Origin of the sequence: Emticicia aquatilis (assembly GCF_014644295.1) — a bacterium.
GTDB classification, from domain to species: Bacteria; Bacteroidota; Bacteroidia; order Cytophagales; family Spirosomataceae; genus Emticicia; species Emticicia aquatilis.
The window spans coordinates 18,831-37,580 of record NZ_BMKK01000025.1; the positions used below are offsets into that span (position 1 = coordinate 18,831).

Annotated in this window: 16 protein-coding genes; 6 read left to right on the plus strand and 10 right to left on the minus strand. The window is 36.6% G+C overall.

What is annotated here, in order from left to right; translation table 11 throughout:
* Nucleotides 1-36: 36 nt before the first annotated feature.
* Both IEX65_RS27690 and IEX65_RS27695 read right to left on the minus strand, forming a co-directional pair.
* On the minus strand, nucleotides 37-570 hold the full coding sequence (locus tag IEX65_RS27690; protein ID WP_188771619.1) for a phage tail protein: 534 nt from the start codon (nucleotides 568-570) through the stop codon (nucleotides 37-39).
* A gap of 39 nt (nucleotides 571-609) precedes the next feature.
* Entirely contained in the window at nucleotides 610-1,143 is a 534-nt protein-coding gene (locus IEX65_RS27695) for a phage tail protein (RefSeq protein WP_188771621.1), read from the minus strand.
* A 29-nt stretch (nucleotides 1,144-1,172) separates the two neighbouring features.
* On the opposite strand from IEX65_RS27695, the gene IEX65_RS27700 reads away from it, so the two are divergent.
* Complete coding sequence (locus tag IEX65_RS27700; protein WP_188771623.1) at nucleotides 1,173-1,775, plus strand: hypothetical protein; 603 nt, start codon at nucleotides 1,173-1,175, stop codon at nucleotides 1,773-1,775.
* 582 nt (nucleotides 1,776-2,357) lie between these two features.
* Here IEX65_RS27700 and IEX65_RS27705 read toward each other — a convergent pair.
* Entirely contained in the window at nucleotides 2,358-2,861 is a 504-nt protein-coding gene (locus tag IEX65_RS27705; RefSeq protein ID WP_188771625.1) for a hypothetical protein, read from the minus strand.
* A gap of 217 nt (nucleotides 2,862-3,078) precedes the next feature.
* Between IEX65_RS27705 and IEX65_RS27710 the strand changes: the two genes are divergently transcribed.
* The 3 genes from IEX65_RS27710 to IEX65_RS27720 are packed head-to-tail and all read left to right on the plus strand — an operon-like array spanning nucleotide 3,079 to nucleotide 5,628.
* Nucleotides 3,079-3,768, plus strand: a complete 690-nt coding sequence (locus IEX65_RS27710) for an aspartyl/asparaginyl beta-hydroxylase domain-containing protein (RefSeq protein WP_188771628.1) — start codon at nucleotides 3,079-3,081, stop codon at nucleotides 3,766-3,768.
* On the plus strand, nucleotides 3,761-4,717 hold the full coding sequence (locus tag IEX65_RS27715) for a sulfotransferase family protein (protein ID WP_188771630.1): 957 nt from the start codon (nucleotides 3,761-3,763) through the stop codon (nucleotides 4,715-4,717). Before IEX65_RS27710 ends, IEX65_RS27715 begins: the two co-directional genes overlap by 8 nt.
* Nucleotides 4,714-5,628, plus strand: coding sequence for a phytanoyl-CoA dioxygenase family protein (locus IEX65_RS27720; RefSeq protein WP_188771631.1), 915 nt, complete (start codon nucleotides 4,714-4,716; stop codon nucleotides 5,626-5,628). The genes IEX65_RS27715 and IEX65_RS27720 overlap by 4 nt, the downstream gene beginning before the upstream one ends.
* A gap of 3 nt (nucleotides 5,629-5,631) precedes the next feature.
* Here IEX65_RS27720 and IEX65_RS27725 read toward each other — a convergent pair whose 3' ends face one another.
* From IEX65_RS27725 to miaB, 7 genes are all read right to left on the minus strand, one after another.
* A complete protein-coding gene (locus IEX65_RS27725) occupies nucleotides 5,632-6,555 on the minus strand; it encodes a methionyl-tRNA formyltransferase (protein ID WP_188771632.1) in 924 nt (307 codons plus the stop codon).
* Between the two features lie 11 nt (nucleotides 6,556-6,566).
* Nucleotides 6,567-7,085 (minus strand): adenylyl-sulfate kinase, encoded by a 519-nt coding sequence (gene cysC, locus IEX65_RS27730; RefSeq protein WP_188771634.1) that lies wholly within the window; start codon nucleotides 7,083-7,085, stop codon nucleotides 6,567-6,569.
* An 85-nt stretch (nucleotides 7,086-7,170) separates the two neighbouring features.
* Nucleotides 7,171-7,557, minus strand: a complete 387-nt coding sequence (gene secG, locus IEX65_RS27735) for a preprotein translocase subunit SecG (protein WP_188771636.1) — start codon at nucleotides 7,555-7,557, stop codon at nucleotides 7,171-7,173.
* A 121-nt stretch (nucleotides 7,558-7,678) separates the two neighbouring features.
* The gene (locus IEX65_RS27740; RefSeq protein ID WP_188771638.1) at nucleotides 7,679-8,341 is read right to left on the minus strand and encodes a DUF8458 domain-containing protein; all 663 of its coding nucleotides are present in this window, start codon (nucleotides 8,339-8,341) and stop codon (nucleotides 7,679-7,681) included.
* A 105-nt stretch (nucleotides 8,342-8,446) separates the two neighbouring features.
* A complete protein-coding gene (locus IEX65_RS27745; RefSeq protein ID WP_229250942.1) occupies nucleotides 8,447-8,929 on the minus strand; it encodes an LptE family protein in 483 nt (160 codons plus the stop codon).
* 91 nt (nucleotides 8,930-9,020) lie between these two features.
* Nucleotides 9,021-10,349: a sigma-54 interaction domain-containing protein gene (locus tag IEX65_RS27750; protein ID WP_188771641.1), complete on the minus strand. Its 1,329-nt coding sequence runs from the start codon at nucleotides 10,347-10,349 to the stop codon at nucleotides 9,021-9,023.
* Between the two features lie 74 nt (nucleotides 10,350-10,423).
* On the minus strand, nucleotides 10,424-11,860 hold the full coding sequence (gene miaB / locus IEX65_RS27755) for a tRNA (N6-isopentenyl adenosine(37)-C2)-methylthiotransferase MiaB (RefSeq protein ID WP_188771643.1): 1,437 nt from the start codon (nucleotides 11,858-11,860) through the stop codon (nucleotides 10,424-10,426).
* A gap of 251 nt (nucleotides 11,861-12,111) precedes the next feature.
* Here miaB and IEX65_RS27760 point away from each other — a divergent pair, with 251 nt between their 5' ends.
* Nucleotides 12,112-13,428, plus strand: coding sequence for a gluconate:H+ symporter (locus IEX65_RS27760; RefSeq protein WP_188771644.1), 1,317 nt, complete (start codon nucleotides 12,112-12,114; stop codon nucleotides 13,426-13,428).
* A 135-nt stretch (nucleotides 13,429-13,563) separates the two neighbouring features.
* A complete protein-coding gene (locus IEX65_RS27765) occupies nucleotides 13,564-18,600 on the plus strand; it encodes a 3-coathanger stack domain-containing protein (protein ID WP_188771646.1) in 5,037 nt (1,678 codons plus the stop codon).
* The last annotated feature ends 150 nt before the right edge of the window (nucleotides 18,601-18,750 follow it).

The following is an 18,750-nucleotide window of genomic DNA, read 5'->3' on the forward strand; positions in this document are numbered from 1 at the left end:
CCATCCATACACTTCGGTAGAAAACCTTATTTATCCTTAATTCCTTGATGGAAAAAGACCCACTAATGCAACACTATAATTAATGGCAAGGTAGGGCTGCATATTACTGTGCGGCTGATTTCCACCAGCCATAGATGTAGCCGACGCCATCGGTACAGGTGACGTAGAAACATTTGTGTAAATTGTTGGCATTGTGCCACCTGTACGTGCTTGAGAAGCCAACGAAGCACCTGCGGCAGTAGCTTGTGTTGGGCCATCACCTGATGCTGTCATTAAGTGATTGTGAGCTGGTATTTGTGTGCTCAAAAGTGTAACATTTTCTGTACCAGCCATTTCACCTTGCGAATAGGGACTCAAACCCGCTCCTTGACCCATTCCGATTGGAACTCTTCCTTGCAGATTAGGTAAACCAAATGTCACCCTACCATCACCACCATAGGTGGTACCAAACAATGCGAAAAGGGCACTATTAGTTTGGATTGATAAAAGCTGACCATTGCATAATGCCCAGCCTTTTGGGGGAAAATTGAAGCCAAACATGGCTATCATACCGATAAATGGTTGATCCATAGTATTATTGATTAAGAGATGCAATAATTATTTAAAAAATTAATTTCTTGATGGATAAATGCCTTCCAAAGCTATGCTATAATTAATTGCAAGGTATGGTTGTATATTGCTATGAGGCTGATTACCACCCGAAATTGAGGTAGCGGATGCCAACGGCACAATATTCGTAGCACCATTTGCATATATAACTGGCATTGTGCCGCCTGTACGTGCCTGAGAAGCCAAAGACGCACTTGCAGCCGTAGCCTGTGTCGGGCCATCACCCGATGCTGTCATCTGGTGGTTGTGCTGTGGTATTTGTGTGATATTGAGCGTAACATTTTCTGTACCAGCCATTTGCCCCAAAGCATAACTACTCAAACCTGCTCCTTGACCAAAGCCAATAGGTATTCTACTTTGTAAATTAGGTAAGCCAAAAGTTTGGATGCCATCACCACCGTAAGTGGTGCCAAGCAATGAGAAAAGTGCTGAGTTCTGTGCGATAGATATCAATTGACCATTACAAAAAGCCCAACCACGAGGAGCGTAATTGAAGCCAAACATGGCTATCATGCCAATAAATGGAGAATCCATAATTTTAGGAGGTTTTAAAAGGTTATAAAATGAGAAAAATTAAAAATTACTATACATTACGAATAAATATTTATCTTTCGAGCAAAAATCAAAAACTCACTTTACTAATGATTGACTATAAAGACCATTCTTATTTAGCTCCCATTCTAAAATTCTTTGACCAAATTGGTATTGCTTACCAACTGACCCAAATCACCGAGCCGATGTTTTTGCCGGGCATCCGTATTCAAGATGGCATATTGCTCATTGATACCGAGCATTTACTTTATCCGGGTGATGTAATCTATGAGGCTGGGCATTTGGCCGTAGCACCTCCTGAGGTTCGGCCTAAACTCACTGACCCTATCAAAGAACAACTCGACTTCGACGAAGCAACCCACGAAATGATGACTTTAGCTTGGGCGTATGCGGCGGCAATCAAATCTGAAATACCACTCGAAGTTCTTTTTCATCCTGACGGCTACAAAGGACAACATTTACAAATTATGCAAGGTTACCAATCTGGCATGTATATAGGTTTACCTATGTTACAGTGGCTCGGAATGGCTTATGATGCCAACAATGCTCATCAATTAGGCGAAAAGCCTTTTCCTGAAATGAAACTTTGGCTTAGACCACCCAGTATCAAGTAAACAAAGCCTCTTTTTAAACTCCCGATACTCAACGTCTATTGAAAAACTTGGTAACCTGCCGAGTTTCTCAATGGGCGTTACATTTCAACCGAATCGACTTTACAGGTAATTGGTCGAATTATGTGCTTAGGTCTGTCTCGGAGAATGAGTCCGATGAGTCGATTATTCTTTACGTTTTTTATCAAAATACCCTAATTGTTGAAAAATGCACTAATTTCTAAGATACCTCACAAAAATTGATAGGATGGGTAGCATAAAACATTGCAAGTTAGATTTTATTAAGACCCCTCACATGGGTAAAAATACCTGTTTTAACAAATAGCAATTTGCCTTCGAGAATGACATCTAATCGATACACTTAAGCGAGCGAACCATCTGAAAATTATTGTATTTTAGTTACAAGGAAAATATTTTGAATGGAGTAAGGGCTTTTTTGAACGTCTGTAAGTTGAGTAAATTGATTGATAATGTGTCTAAGTCGCACTGAATATTTGTGAATGTTTTCTTTCATGCCAATAATCACCTGTGCATGAAAGTGTTAATGTCGGCTCTTTGGGTGTTAGTAACAGGCTTGTAACTTGGTTAGCTTCTTATCCAAGAAATCATTTTTGGGTAAGAAAGCGTATTATTTCGATGTATGTAAGTTATGTTATTTGCCATTCCGTACCATTGAAGTATTGGAACACCAAAATATCTTCCCTGTCCGAAGTTCTCTAAGATGCTTTGGCTTCCACCTTTATAGCCATCTGGATGAAAGACAATTGCAGGGTCAATTTCAATTTCCAGACAAGCGGCATACGTCCAAGCAATAACTGCCATTTCAGTTGCCTCAGGGTCGTTTTGTCCTTCCAATGCCCCCGATAAATCCGCTCTTTGTGCAGCTGACATTAAAGCAATATGGCCTGCTTCGTGCAAGGTGTCGCCTATGTAACTCAATTTGTCTTTATCTATTTGCAAAATCCCTTTTTCAATTCTTAAACCGGGTAAAAAAGTATTATCATTGATTGTACAAAACTTAATTTGGATTCCAATTTTATTTATAAAATCAATAATTTTTGAAAATACCTCTTCTTCAGTCTTAATCATGTTTTGTATCGTAATAGCTTGAAAATGTAGATTATTCCTGATATAGTGTTGCAATGTAATTATTTAATTCAAAGTGCAATAATTATTTTTTCATTTTTTAGTGAGTGGTATTTATTGGAAAAAAAACTCCGATTTATTCTTCTAAAAATACTGATTTAATAAACTATATTCTATATTTGAGGCCAATAATTTATAGCCTTTAATCATATATTAACAAATGGAATCGTATAAATTTTCGTTTCACTTCGATACCCAAAAATTAATCAACGACCTTCGTCTTTGTCAAGCAACTGAATGGCCACTTCATTTCAACCAAAACGATTTTACGGGTCATTGGTCAAGTTTTTCGTTGCGTTCAATCTCGGGCAAAGAGTCGGATATTTTGGCTACTCCCAATGCTTGTTTTCAAGATACTCCGACGCTACAAAAATGTACATATTTTCAAGAAATTATCAATCAGTTCGATTGCCCCAAAGAGGCCGTTCGGTTATTATCTCTTTCGCCCAATAGTTATATTAAAGAGCATACTGATGCCTCAAGTGGCTACGAAGATGGCTTTTTTAGAATTCATGTACCGATTCAGACCAACGAGAAAGTTGTTTTTAGAGTAAACGGAAAGGTTTTGCCAATGCAAATAGGGGAGTGTTGGTATGCCAATTTTAATTTACCGCATTATGTGGCAAACGATGGTGATTGTGACAGAATTCATCTGGTGATTGATTGTATCAGAAATGAATGGTCGGATAGCCTTTTTGCTGAAATTGGCTACGATTTTGAAGCCGAAAAGAAAAGCAACTACGATACTAAAACCAAGTTGTTGATGATTGAACATTTATCATTAATGAAAACCGAAACCGCAATGAAAATGATTGCTCAACTTAAAGCCGAAATAGGAGAAAATGCTTGAAAATAAAACGCTCAAAAATTGGATTCCCTTTAAATTAGATTTTGATTCTGACCCAATTGTTTGTCGCTGGTTGTATGTAGCTGATAAAACATACACCGAACCTTTCTTTCACGAAACCACCGCCAAGTGTGGAAGTTTTGAGGAGAATCGTAAATTCTTCAAGGCAGCTTCAACTTTGGAAGGGATAATTGAATTTACTGAGTGTTTACCAACAATTGCACCAACGGCATTTATTTTTCATGTTTCACGATGCGGTTCGACGCTTTTGGCTCAGTTACTTTCTTTAGACGAACAAAATATTGTTTTGGCCGAACCGCCCATCTTTGATGAGGTTTTACGAGAAGTAGCTTTCAAAAATACCGATATTTCGGAAAAGACTATCAATGAATCATTAAAGGCAGTTGTAAAGTTTTTGGGACAAAAACGAACGGGTTTAGAAAAGAATTTCTTTATCAAACTTGATAGTTGGCATATATTTTACTATCAAAAACTCAGGGAATTGTATCCCGAAACGCCTTTTATTTTTTCTTTCCGACGACCCGATGAAGTCATACGTTCACAAATAAAAGAATCTGGTATGCACGCTGCACCTGGTGTTATTCAGCCAGAAGTTTTTGGGTTTACGTTGGAAGAAGTTTTGGCCGTTGAACGTCCAGTATATGTGGCAAAAGTTTTAGAGAAATACTTTGAGCAATATTTACAAATTATTGAAAACGACAAAAATGCCCTCTTTATTAATTATTCAGCTGGTATTTTGACGAATTTAGATAAAATTGAGCAATTCTTACAACTGAAAATCGAGCCTACAATCAGACAAAAAATGGTGGAACGAACACGTTTTCATAGTAAAAGTCCGAATACTGTTTTTTCTGAACCGCCCTTGGATGATGTATTGCCCGATTATCAACAAAAAGTGTATAGTTTGTATGAAACTTTAGTGCAGAAATGAAAAACATATCGGTTTTAGATAATTTTAGAGAACAAATTTTAGCGAATATCGCCATTGAACCAAATGATTGGAATGTTTTTCAGAAAACGCTTTTTGAATATGGTATTGGTATGGAAGAGACCTTACAATTTCTCTACGGCAATCAGCCAAATTCAACTGATTTTGCTGAGTGGATTGATAAAAACAAGTGTATTTATCAAAGTCTGAATATCGAAGATGTTCCAGACGTATTGACGCAAGACGATTTAGATTTTTGGAACACAAATGGATATGCAGTCCTTAAAAATGCTATTTCGAGAGAAGATTGTTTGGCTACCCAAGCGGCGATTTTGGAGTTTTTGGAAGCATCTTTAGAGAATCCAAGTTCATGGTACAAAAGCCATGAAGCTAAAGAAGGCTTAATGGTTCTTCTGACAAAACATCCTACTTTGGAGAAAAATCGTGCTTCAATAACTATTCAAAAAGCCTATCAACAACTTTATGGAACACAAGAAATTTATCGGGTCATCGACAAAGTGAGTTTTAATCCACCCGAAAATAACCACTTTAAATTTTTAGGAAGTTCACTTCATTGGGATGTTAGCCTAAATCTGCCGATTCCTTTCCAATTACAAGGATTGCTCTATTTAACTGATGTAAAAGAAAACAGTGGGGCGTTTCATTGTGTAGCTGGTTTTCATCATCAAATAGAAAATTGGATGCAAAACTTACCGCAAAACGCCAGTCCAAGAGAAATTGCGGTACAGGAATTAAAGCCCATTCCTGTACTTGGAAACGCTGGTGATTTTATTATTTGGCACCAAGCTTTACCGCATTGTGCTACACCCAACACCAGCAATTTGCCCCGAATGGTTCAATATTTAACGTATTTACCCATTGAAAATAATAATAAGACCAATGTTTGGATTTGAATTTTAGATAGGAATTGTTTCAAAAACATCGCCCTTGTTTATACCGAGGCTCATCAATGATTCGCCCACTAAGAAACCAATTGTTGAATAAATTGCTTTTATAGAAATGGCTGTATCATTGATACAACTTACCTCGATTTGATTCTCATCGATATTTATTATTTCTCCTGCCTTAGTAGTAGGCATATTTTTTATGCTCGCTTCCAAAATCTTCAAATCCATGCCATTTATTCGGGCGATTGCACCATTATTCCAAGGATTACAGGCTTTTATTAAAGCCATAATTTCGGGGGCAGACATGGTTTGCCAGTGAATAATAATATCTTTAAGGCTTGGTTTACTATAAAAAACTGAATTTTGATTTGACTGAGGAGTTAAAGTAAGTGCGTTCTTCAAGATTGCATCTAACAAGAAATAAACACCGTTTATGGTTAGATAACCATAGTTTAAATCAAGCATAGCATGGTTAGCCTGAGGATTTAGGTCGAAATTTATCTCAAAAGCAATCGGACCAGTATCGTATTCTTCATCCATCTGATGAATTGTCAAAGTGGCTTGCGTTTCTTGGTTTTTTATTTGCCAAAATACAGGATGCCCTCCTCCATACTTTGGGAGTTTTCCAAAATGAATATTAAAAAAGCCCAATTTTGGTAAAACCAATATTTCTTTTCTTATTTTGTACGAAAAGCCAAGAACCAATACAATATTGGCATTGAGATTTTCAAGCCAATCTTTGATTTGTTTGGTGATTGATTTTTTTTTGAATATGTTTGCCGTAATCTGCTTTTGTTGACAGACAGCCTCAAAGTTTTTAAAAAACTCATTATCTTGTTCTGTCGCAGCCACACCCACCAAAAGACCTTGAGCGTGTAACCAATCAAGTAAAGGAAAAACAGCATTGCTATTACCAATTAAAGCTACTCTCATAATCTTGAAATTCAATTATTTAAAATAAAATCTACTACTTTGGATGTTGATTCGTCAATACTTTCAGATGCTGTGTTTACCGCTAAGTCGGGGTTTTTAGGTATTTCAAAAGTATCATTTATGCCTGTAAAATTATGAATACAATCTGGATGGTTTTTGGGTAAAAAAGCTCTTTTATAAAGTCCTTTTGTATCTCGTTGCTGCAAAGTTTGAATATCACATTCAACGAAAATTGTTTTAGCTTGATATTTTTCGGCTAACTCTTGCCGAATTTCCTCATAAGGATTAATCGCCGAAATAATTACAATTACTTTATTTTGAGCTAAAAGATTGGCCACAAAACCCATTCTACGCACATTTTCGCAACGATGTTCTTTTGAAAAACCTAAATCTGGGCAAAGGTTTTTGCGGAAAATATCTCCATCTAAAACTTCGATAGCATGGCCTCTTTCAATAAGCTTTGCTTTTACATTTAATGCAATTGTAGATTTACCAGCACCCGATAGTCCAGTCATTTGGAAGATTCTCATGGCAATTAGATTTCGGAAATCAAGTAAACAAAAAAGGTGAATAACTCAAAGAGATATTCACCTTTTAATAATTATTTTCAGAAAATTATTTCTTAGGTTGTGCTGCAGGTGCTGGAGCAGGAGTTGTTCCTGTTGCAGGTGTACCAGCGGCTGGTGTTCCAGTTGCAGGAGCTGCGGCAGGAGCAGTAGGGCGAGCAGTTGCTTTCTCTACGTTCAAACCGTTATCGTCAGCTGCAGCTGTACCAGTTTTGTCCATAAAAATTCCGGCAGTCAACGCACCAACAATAATGAATGCAAAGAAACCCCAAGTAAGTTGTTCAAGAATATCACCAGTGCGTTGTACACCAAACATTTGTGAACCAGCACCACCAAATTCGCTTGAAAGACCACCGCCCTTTGGGTTTTGAATCATAATCACTAATACTAATAAGATGGCAACGATTACCATTAAAACTAAAATTGTAGTGTACATTTTTTCAATGAATGATTAACTTATGAATAATATTTTTATTTTTCTTTTATGTTAAGAAATCTCAAAAAATATGCCGAAATCCTTGATAATGAATGAGTTATTTAATTATCAGGATTTTATCTTACAACATTTTCTTTTGTAAGTCTGCTATTTTTTCCGCAAAGTAAGCACTTTTTTCGGGATTTTTTACTAAAAGTTTCTTATAAACTTCAATCGCTTGGTCGAAACGACCTTGGCGAGATAAAATTTTTGCATAACTTTCGGTCAATAATGGCCCTTTGAGGGTAGTACTACGCTCACTCAAATCTTCGACTTCTTCATGGGCATTTCCTTGTCTGATTGGCTGAATACGGGGTTCTTTTTTAATGAATTGTTCTATAATTGCCAATTGTTCGTCTTGTATGTTTCTTAGGGCAGGTTTTGCGATTGATTCTATCAATTCTTCTTCCAATTTCTCACGATTTAATTCTTCTTCAATAGTACCAGGCGAAAACTTATTATCGAGTGGAGTTTCTGAGACCCTAACTGTGGGAACAGAATTCCAATCCATGTCATTTTCTATTACTTTTCTTAGTGCATTTCTGCTGAGAGCATAAATAGCGGCTTTCCGAACTGCATCTTGTGCAATTTCGGGTGCTTTTGTATAAATACCTTTAGCAATAAGCGTATAGCCCAACTGAAAATACGGAAACTTTTTAGTCGCATTTTCCATCAGCATAATATCATTGAGCGATAATGCTTGTGGGCTACTCATGTAGTCTATAAAATTATTCTTATCAAGCATTTTTAGTGAAATTAAGACGGGGTCGCCCGTGCGATTAAATGTAGAATGAAGAATGACTGAGTAGTAAAAATGCCAAATCTTCAATTCATCATTCTTAATAAAAACTTACCACTGGGCGGCCGTATCGGTAAAGATATTTAGCACGAGTTGGTCAATGATTTTTGGGACTAAACTTCCTTCAACTTGTGATAGCGTTTGCTCTTGCGGAAAATCTTGATAAAACGAAAACTCTTTTTCAAAATTCTCTTCTTCATTTTTAGCATTCACAAATCTTACTTCTACTCTGATAGTCAATCGGTTAAGGGCTGCTTTATCGCTTGATGTAGCCGATACTGGCGTTAACTCATACCCAACAATTGTACTTTCGAGCAGTAAATCAGCGTCGTTAGGTTTTAGTTTTAAACTGGTATTTCGCTGATAATATTCTTTCAGTTTTTCGGTAAAAGTAAGTGTCAAGTTTGCTGGACCACCCGCTGTTCCCATCACAACATTCTGAATCGTAATGGTCTTCAATTCACTCGAAAGTGTCGTTCCTGTAAAAGAGTAAATTTTGCAGCCTGTTATCAATGTACAACTGATAATTATCAATAAGCAATTGTGTATTAATAACTTAGAATATCGCTTTGTGCTAACTGACAATTTCAGACTGTGGACCGTGGACTGTGGACTACCGACTGGTTTATTCATCTTCAATATCATATTGTTTGATTTTTCGGTAAAGTGTACGTTCTGAAATCCCCAAATCTAAAGCTGCGTATTTGCGTTTGAAGTTGTTTTTCTTCAACGCCCGAACAATCATTTCTTTTTCTTGCTTTTCGAGCGAATACGAATTTTCTTCGGTTTCATGCGAAATATCTTCAATATTCGTTCTGTCTCCTTGAAGGCTGTCAATTTTTATAACTCCTTGATTTTCAATTGGTTGATAATTCGGATAATTGACCTGCTGCGGTGGCGTATAAACTGTTGGAGGTATCAACGCTACGGCATCTTCTTGATGAATTCCTTGGAATAAATCTTGGTGTTGCTGAATAATATCGGCACTTAAAGGAACTCCACTCGCTTGGCTGCCCTGCATCAAAGATAAAACCAATTTCTTTAAATCGGTCATATCTTTTCGCATATCGAACAATACTTTGTAAAGAATATCTCGTTCCGAAAAACTATTATCGTAGTCGCCATTCAAACCTTTCAGTAACGTAGGTAAACCACTCGACTGTTCTCTTGGTAAATATTTAGCCAAGATTTCGGCAGTGATGATGCGTTCTACTTCTAATATTGTAATTTGTTCAGCAATGTTTTTTAACTGACGGATATTACCTGGAAAACGGAAATTCATCAACATTTGCCCCGCATCTTCGGTCAATTCAACTGGTCGGATGCGATTTTTTTCGGCAAAGTCAGTTGAGAATTTTCTGAAAAGTAGTTCAATATCATAGCCTCGCTCACGAAGCGAAGGCACTCTGATAGGAACAGTATTCAAACGATAATATAAATCCTCACGGAATCGGCCACGTTCTACTGCTTCCAACAAATTAACGTTGGTTGCAGCCACTACTCGCACATCAGTTTTCTTTACTTTCGATGAACCCACTGGAATAAACTCGCCGTTTTCGAGTACACGAAGCAATCGAGCTTGTGTGCCGATGGGCATTTCGGCAATTTCATCTAAGAAAATCGTACCTGTACTGGTGGTTTCAAAATATCCTTTTCGGTCGTCTATGGCACCTGTAAATGAGCCTTTTACGTGACCAAAAAGCTCCGAATCAATCGTTCCTTCGGGAATTGCTCCACAGTTGATTGCTATGAAAGGCCCGTGTTTGCGAGAGCTAAGTGCATGAATTATCTTTGAAAACGATTCTTTTCCACTACCACTCTCTCCATTTATCAATACCGTCAGGTCGGTAGGAGCAACCTGTATGGCCACACTGAGTGCGTGGTTCAATGCAGGGGCATTACCGATAATGCCGAAGCGATTTTTGACTGACTGTAATTCTGCGTTATTGCTCATTTTAATTAGCTTTTAGCTGTTGGCTTTTAGCTATTAGTTTATTTCAAAAATACAATTTCTCTTGGTAGTAACGACTATTCTACAATGTGCCCAATCAAGGTTGCTGACGAACATTCTGTTACCAAAACATTTACATAATCTCCTTTTTGAAAATTCTCTCTTGGGAAAATTATCATTTTGTTTTGGTCGTTTCTGCCCGATAAATGTTCTTGAGAACGCTTCGAGAAACCTTCAACCAATACTTTATAGATTTTTCCGACTGACATTTGGTTGCGTTCTAAAGAGTGTTCTCTTTGTTTGGCAATGATTTCGGCTAATCGGCGGCCTTTTACATCATCAGGGACATCATCGGTTAATTTCTTAGCAGCTGGTGTGTTTGGTCTTTCTGAGTACGCAAACATATAACCGTAATCATATTTTACGTAGTCCATCAACGAAAGTGTGTCTTGGTGGTCTTCTTCGGTTTCTGTGCAGAAACCCGCAATCATATCTTGCGAGATACCACATTCTTCGCCCAGAATCTCACGAATACGGTCGATTTTACCCATGTACCACTCACGGTCGTAGGTGCGATTCATCAATTCCAGAATACGGCTACTACCACTTTGAGCAGGTAGGTGAATGTATTTACAGATATTATCGTACTTTTTCATGGTGTAAAGTACTTCGTCTGTAATATCTTTCGGGTGAGATGTCGAGAAACGAACTCTTAAATCTGGACTTACTTGTGCTACCATTTCGAGCAGGTTTGCAAAAGTAACTGTCGAATTATCAGTCGATTGCCATTTATACGAATCAACGTTTTGTCCCAAAAGAGTCACTTCTTTATAGCCTTGATTGAATAAATCGGTCGCCTCTTTGACAATTGAGTTGGCATCTCGGCTGCGTTCACGTCCACGAGTATAAGGCACAACGCAGAAACTACACATATTGTCGCAGCCACGCATGATGCTAATAAAAGCCGTTACACCATTAGAATCCAAACGAATTGGGGTAATATCAGCGTAAGTTTCTTCACGAGAAAGAAAAACGTTTACAGCTTTGTGGCCTTCTTCTACTTCGTTGATGAGGTTAGGTAAATCACGATAAGCATCGGGGCCAACAACCATGTCAACAATTTTTTCTTCTTCCAATAATTTGGTTTTCAGACGCTCAGCCATGCAACCCAAAATACCGATTTTAACATTCTTACGTTTGTTTTTCATCGGAACAAGGTGCTGAAGGCGATGACGTACTTTCTGCTCGGCGTTTTCACGGATGGCACAAGTATTGAGCAAAATAAGTTCAGCTTCTTCGATTTTTGAAGTGGTAGCAAAATCATTTTCTCTCAGAATCGAAGCCACAATCTCGCTATCGGCAAAGTTCATCTGACATCCATAACTTTCAATATAGAGTTTACGTTTAGCCGTACTATTTGTCGCCAATGGCTCGTCTTCGCTGATGCGAGCCACATCCAGGTCTTTCTTATCTTCTTCGTTGAGAATCTTTAATGAGTTTGTAACTAATTCCATGTTATTTTTGAGTGTAAAAGTTCAATTTTGAAAATTGAACTACAAAATTACAACAATACTGACAGATTGTCAGTTTAAAATAACTTAATTTTTTAGTGGAAAGTTATACAAAGGGAAAGAATCTAACATAAAACTAATAAAACTACTGATAAATGGCTCATAATTAAGTAAATAGAGATTTCATGCTTTATGAATTGGCTTTACAAAAAAATGTATATTTTGCAGACTAAATTCAACCTATTTTAAAAACAATGCCTCTACTAATCACAATTATCGGCCTTATTGTGCTGATTTTGCTCATTTCATATTTTAAAATCCATACTTTCTTGGCTTTTCTGATAGTTTCGTTGGGAACAGGATTGGCACTGAATATGAAGCCCGAAGCCATTTTGAAATCAATTCAACAAGGAACAGGTAGCACGCTCGGTTCGATTGTGGCCATCATTGCACTGGGAGCAATGCTCGGAAAATTGGTAGCTCAAAGTGGTGCTGCTCAAAGAATTTCAACCAAAATGATGGAACTTATCGGTACGAGTCACGTGCGTTGGGCGTTTATGATTACAGGCTTTATTGTTGGTTTACCGCTGTTCTATTCGGTTGGATTTATGTTACTTGCTCCGTTGGTCATTACGGTGGCTTATCGTTTCAAGTTGCCTGCGGTTTATATTGGTTTGCCAATGTTGGCTTCGCTTTCGGTTACACAAGGATATTTGCCGCCGCATCCTGCACCTTTGGCTATTGTAAAGCAATTTAATGCCGATATGGGTCTTACACTTTTCTATGGAATCATTGTGGCAATTCCTGCCATTTTAGTTTCGGGGGCTTTGTTTGGTTCGACTTTGAAAAAATATGCCACTTTACCCAACAAAGCCTTCATTGCTCCCGACCTTTCTGATGCAGAAATGCCTTCAACTTTTAGCAGCATGTTTTGCGTTTTGTTACCAATTATTCTTATCAGCTTTGCTACGGTTGCTGCTTCTTATCTTCCCGAAAACTCTTTTTTCGGTGAAAGCCTTAACTTTATCGGCGACCCAGTTGTGAGTATGTTTATTTCGGTTTTGGTCGGAATTTATTTACTCGGAATTAATCAAAACAAATCAATGTCCGAAATTACCAATCTTTTGGGCGATTCGATAAAAGATGTGGCTATGCTATTTTTGATTTTTGGAGGAGCAGGTGCTTTGAAGCAAGTGCTTACCGATGGAGGAGTCAGTCAATCAATTGCCGATATGATGGTAACTTCGTCGCTTCATCCTTTAGTTTTAGGGTGGGGAATGGCCGCTATTATTCGAGTGGCTGTTGGTTCTTCAACAGTTTCGGGTATCACAACCGCTGGTTTTATGTTGCCATTGCTCGCACCTACACAAACCGAACCGCATTTGATGGTATTGAGCATCGGAGCAGGAAGTATGATGTTTTCGCACGTAAACGATGCAGGATTTTGGCTTTTTAGAGAATATTTTCAACTATCCATGACTGATACACTTAAAACATGGTCTGTTATGGAAACACTCGTTTCAGTGACTGGGCTTTTAGGTGTACTAATTTTAAAAATTATTATTGGTTGAATGACTTTTTCTACATTATTAAGATAATTATTTGATAAAATAAATTGATAAAATGATATATTTGTTCAATTAAAAGCCACCATGCTGTTAGTTTAAAAATAATTCTTCACAATTTATTTTATAAAAAAACCTTTTATGAAGTATACAACTTTACTTTTGTTGTTTTTGAGTATTGTTACATTTGCTCAAGTTAATTTAAATCCATCAATTACTACAAATTCTGAAAATAATTCACTTTGTAATCAAAAAGAAATTATTTTATCTGTAAGTATTAAAAATAGTGATTATACTTATTCTTGGTACCGAGATGATATTGCAATAACTTTTTCTAACACTCCATTCTATACTGCCAACAAAGGTGGGAAATACTATGTAAAAGTTACAGGCAAAGATTTTGAACAAAAATCTGATGAGATTTTTATCAATGATTGTGAAATACATTTGCAAAAAAACTCGGATATTGAAGACCACAAAGAGCAAAGTTTTGAATCGAAACAGAAGGAGCTGTTGACTAACTTTAACACTGTATCGAAAAACTATACAATTAAATTAGCACAAGGTTTACCTCAACTTGTATCGACAAATCCAGTTATTTGCGGTTCAAATACCAGTACGACATTATCAGTTACTAATACAGACCCCAGCTATACGTATACGTGGCTTTATTCCACTTCTTCTTCGGGAAACTTTTCAACGATACCGAATCAAACAAGTTCGACATACACGACTTCCACGGTTGGATATTATAAAGTTTTTATAAGTGATGGCAATGGCAATATTACAATAGGCCCATTGTATGTAAGTAATACACCATATGGTATCATTAGTGATTCTTCTAATAATCCATTTGGAACTATAAATACAACAGTTGGGCAGCCAGTTCAGCTCAAGTTTACACTATTTGGAACCGGCCCTTGGACAATAAATTATTATGATGGAAGTTCGTCTAAATCAGTTGTAACTACTACTACTCCTTTTTTCTTAACAGTTTCACCAACACAAAATAGGTCATACTATATCTCATATGTATCGAATAATAATTGTGGAACTGGCTACAGTGGCAATAGCGGTTTGGTAAGAGTAGTAGTAGATGCTACTACGGCTATAAATCTTACAACTCCAACCACTACAACAGTTTGCCCTGGAGGAACTATCGAAATTCCCTACACAACAGTTGGTACATGGACAAATGAAAGAAAGATATATCTCGAATTAACTAATTCAAGTGGTACATCAACATATGCGTCATATGGTTATTATGCTTCAAATTCGATGTTTTTTACCATTCCTTCTTATATTTCGTCTGGAAGTTATAAAATAAAAGCTAATGTTGATTTGCCATCAATTAGTTTGCCCACAATTAGTACATATACTATTAATGTATCGGGAAGTATTTGTAGTCCGACTGCTTATATAACAGTTGGGGCTTCTAATTTTGGTTGTTCAAATGTCTCACTTTATGCTAATCCTTCATCAAGTGATTATACTTTTCAATGGTATTTAAACGGAAGTCTAATTAGTGGAGCCACTAACTATTACTACAATGCTACACAAACTGGCAATTATACAGTAAGGGTTTCAAAATCAAGTACAGGTTTTAGCTCTACATCTGCTATGCAATCAGTAGTAGTTACTCCATTTCAATCCAAAATTACCTCAAATAATCCTGCTCTATGTGGCACTAATACAACTGCTACGCTCAATGCTTCTCCAACTGGTGTAGGATTTACTTATCAATGGTTTAAGCTGTCATCTGTTGGGAACCTTGAGCCAATTGATGGAGCAGTTCAACAATCTTATACAACGAATGTTTCAGGGCAATACTATGTAAATATAAATAATGGAAGTTGTAGTAATACATCAAATAGCTATTATGTTGGAACAGGCCCAGTTGCAATAATATCAGATATGAATGATGAAAAATATACCGATGTAAATACAACAGTTGGACAACCAGCTCAATTGAAAGTAAGTTTATACGGAGGGAACTCATGGACGTTTACGTACAATGATGGAAGTAATGCGAGAATTATTTCAACAAACACAAGTCCATTTATTTTAACATTAAGCCCAGAGCAAAATAGACGTTATAGTATTTCTAATGTAACGAGTAATTGCTCGAATAATAGCGGTTATACTACTGGTTATAATAATATAATTATTGACCCTTCAACAGCTCTCAATCTGACCACCCCAGGGTCTACCACAGCTTGTTCGGGTGGTTCTATTTCGATACCTTATACCACAATAGGTACTTGGACAAGCGAAAGAAATATAGCTTTGGAATTGGTTGATGTAAATGGAAGTTTTAGTACCTATTCTTATATATCTGGTTTTGCAACTAACCCCATGGTATTTCCAATACCTGAATCGTTACCTATCGGTACATACAAGATTAGAGCATATAATACACTACCTTTCATAGCTAACAGTACATTGTCTTCATACTCTATTAATGTAAATAGTACAGGTTGTAGTACTTCAGCTATTTTCACCGTAAATTATACTAATGTTTCTTGTACCTCTGTTTATCTTACGGCTTATCCTTACTCATCATCAAATGCTTATAGTTATCAATGGTATCTAAATGGAAATATTATTCCTAATCAAACAGGGCGTAATTTTACTGCTACACAGACTGGTAATTATTCTGTGAGAGTAACAAGAGCAAGTTCAAACTATGACCAGACAACTTCACAGCAAACAATAACAATAACAGGTTTTACGGCATCAATTACATCGCCAAATAGTGTTATTTGTGGAACAAATACGACCGCCATATTGAATGCAAGTTCTGGAGGAGTTGGTGCTACTTATCAATGGTTTTATTCAGCTTCAATGAACTCACTTATACCAATTGATGGAACTACGGGGCAATCATATACTGCTACTGCGGTTGGCTACTATAGGGTTTTGGTCAAGCAAAGTAGTTCAAATTGTGAAAGCCTAAGCTCTACATTCTATGTTGGTAATACTCCTTATGGGGTTTTGGGTGACCAAAATGATAATTCGACTGCAACAATCAATATTTCGTCTGGGCAAACGGCTAATCTTAAAATGACTTTGCATGGGCAAGCTCCGTGGGTTGTAAGATATTATGACGGTAGCCAATCAAGAGTCGTTAATGTTACTTCAAGTCCGTATATTTTGCAAGTAACACCTAACCAAAATAAAATGTATTATATATCAAGTGTTAGTAATTCTTGTGGGGATGGTTATGGAAGTGGTAATGTAATTGTAAATATTGATAATTCAACTTCAATTATACTAAATACCCCGAATAGCACAAATATTTGTGCTGGAGGTACTATCGACGTACCATATACTACTGTAGGAACATGGACAAATGAAAGAAGTATAAACATTGAATTAATAGATGTTAATGGAAACTACGTTTCAGGAAGTAGTATATATACTGCCTTTACTAACCCTATTCGATATTCCCTCCCTTCTTCTTTAACGCTCAATGGTACGTATAGAGTTAGAGTTCGCCCCAATTTGCCATATATGAGCAATTATACCGTAAGCTCTTATACATTAACGGTAACAAATACAGGTTGTCTCCCTTCTGCCGTTATTTACCTTGGAACATCCAATAATACCAACTCTAATTCAAATAATATTTGTGGTAATGCTCCTTTGTTTGCTTCACCAAGTGCAAATGGAAATTTATATAGGTGGTATAGAGATGGTAATTTGGTTTATACTTCAACTGGTTCGTCAAGTTATTATACCTCAATAAGTGGTAATTACAGTGTCATTATATCTAATTCATCAACAGGATATAACTCCACATCATTAAATTACCCTATTACAATAAATATGGAATCTGCTGGTTTTTCTGGCAACCCAGTACTATGTGATGGTGAGTCTGCAATAACGCTATCTGGATATCCTACTTCGGGAAATTATGAATGGTTCTATTCTCCGACCGGTACAGGTTTCAGCAAAGTAGTTGGTCAAAGTTCATCAAATTTAACAACCTCCAATCCAGGTATATATTATTTTACTGTTAACAGTGGAAGCTGTCAATCAATCTCAAGTACTTATCGGACTTGTCCAATACTATTAAACTACTCTTCAGCCACCGTTTGCCAACAGAGTGGCTTGTCAATTACTTTTAGCTCATATTTATATCTATCAACAGTAAAATATACTTTACAATTGATTAATGCTAATAACCAAGTCATTGTAAATGATAATTTAGCCTCAGTTATGGGCTCAACATCAATGTCAACCTATGCTTTATATTTTAATTTACCAAGTACAGTTGGAGCGGGTACATACAAATTAAGAGTAGTGTCTGATATACCGAATTACACATCAACAAGTGTAGGAATTCTTACTGTAAATTCTTCTATATCATCTGTTGCACCTACGCTTGCGGCAAATCCGAGTACAATTACCTCAACCCCTCAGAACGTTACTCTTACTGCCACTGGTTGTAGTGGAACGGTATTTTGGTCAAATAACGTTCAGGGAAGTACACAAATAGTGAGTGTACAAAACTCAACAACATTCACGGCTTATTGTAGCGTGAATAATTGTAATAGTTCATTGTCAAGTGTATTAGTTACTCTTGATTGTGACCCACTTGAGCCGAATAATACTTATTCAACACCAACTGTGATTACTAATAACTCGTATCAAAGTGCTGATTTATGTTTTGATAGCGGACTTGATAAAGATTATTTCGCTTGGATTTATAATGGAAAGATATATTACATTTTGGTACGGCCGTTTAGTAACTCCAGTATAGGAAAATATAAACTGTTTGTATCTATGAATAATGGTATTTTGACAATGGAAACGAAAGCCATAGCAGGTGGTTCGAATTTAGATACTTATATTATTTTATATGATTCCAATGGAACAAGTGAATTAAGTTACGATGATGATTCTGGAGATGGCAATTTCTCTTTATTAAATTATACATTACCTACAAATCCATGTCCTTCAAGTTTAGAATTATACTCATCGTTGTTTGATGTATTGAGTGGGCAGAATACAACACCCAAAGCCGTACTAATTACAGCTGCTAATAAGCTAAACGATAGTTCAAATTCCAATTATCGAGCAGAAAAAGCTATTATGTTAAACCCTGGTTTTGAAACAAAGTATTCATCGTCTGGTACTTTTAAAGCCGAAATAAAGGGTTGTAGTGATAGCTAATTCTGATACAAGGTATTTTGAAAGACACCATAAAATTGTATGGTGTCTTTTTTTATTTATTCTCTAATTTTGATTTATACTTGGTAGTTATAAAAATGTAATGCTATTCTTACCTTTGCAAGAAAAAGAGCAAAAATGAGATGCCTTCAT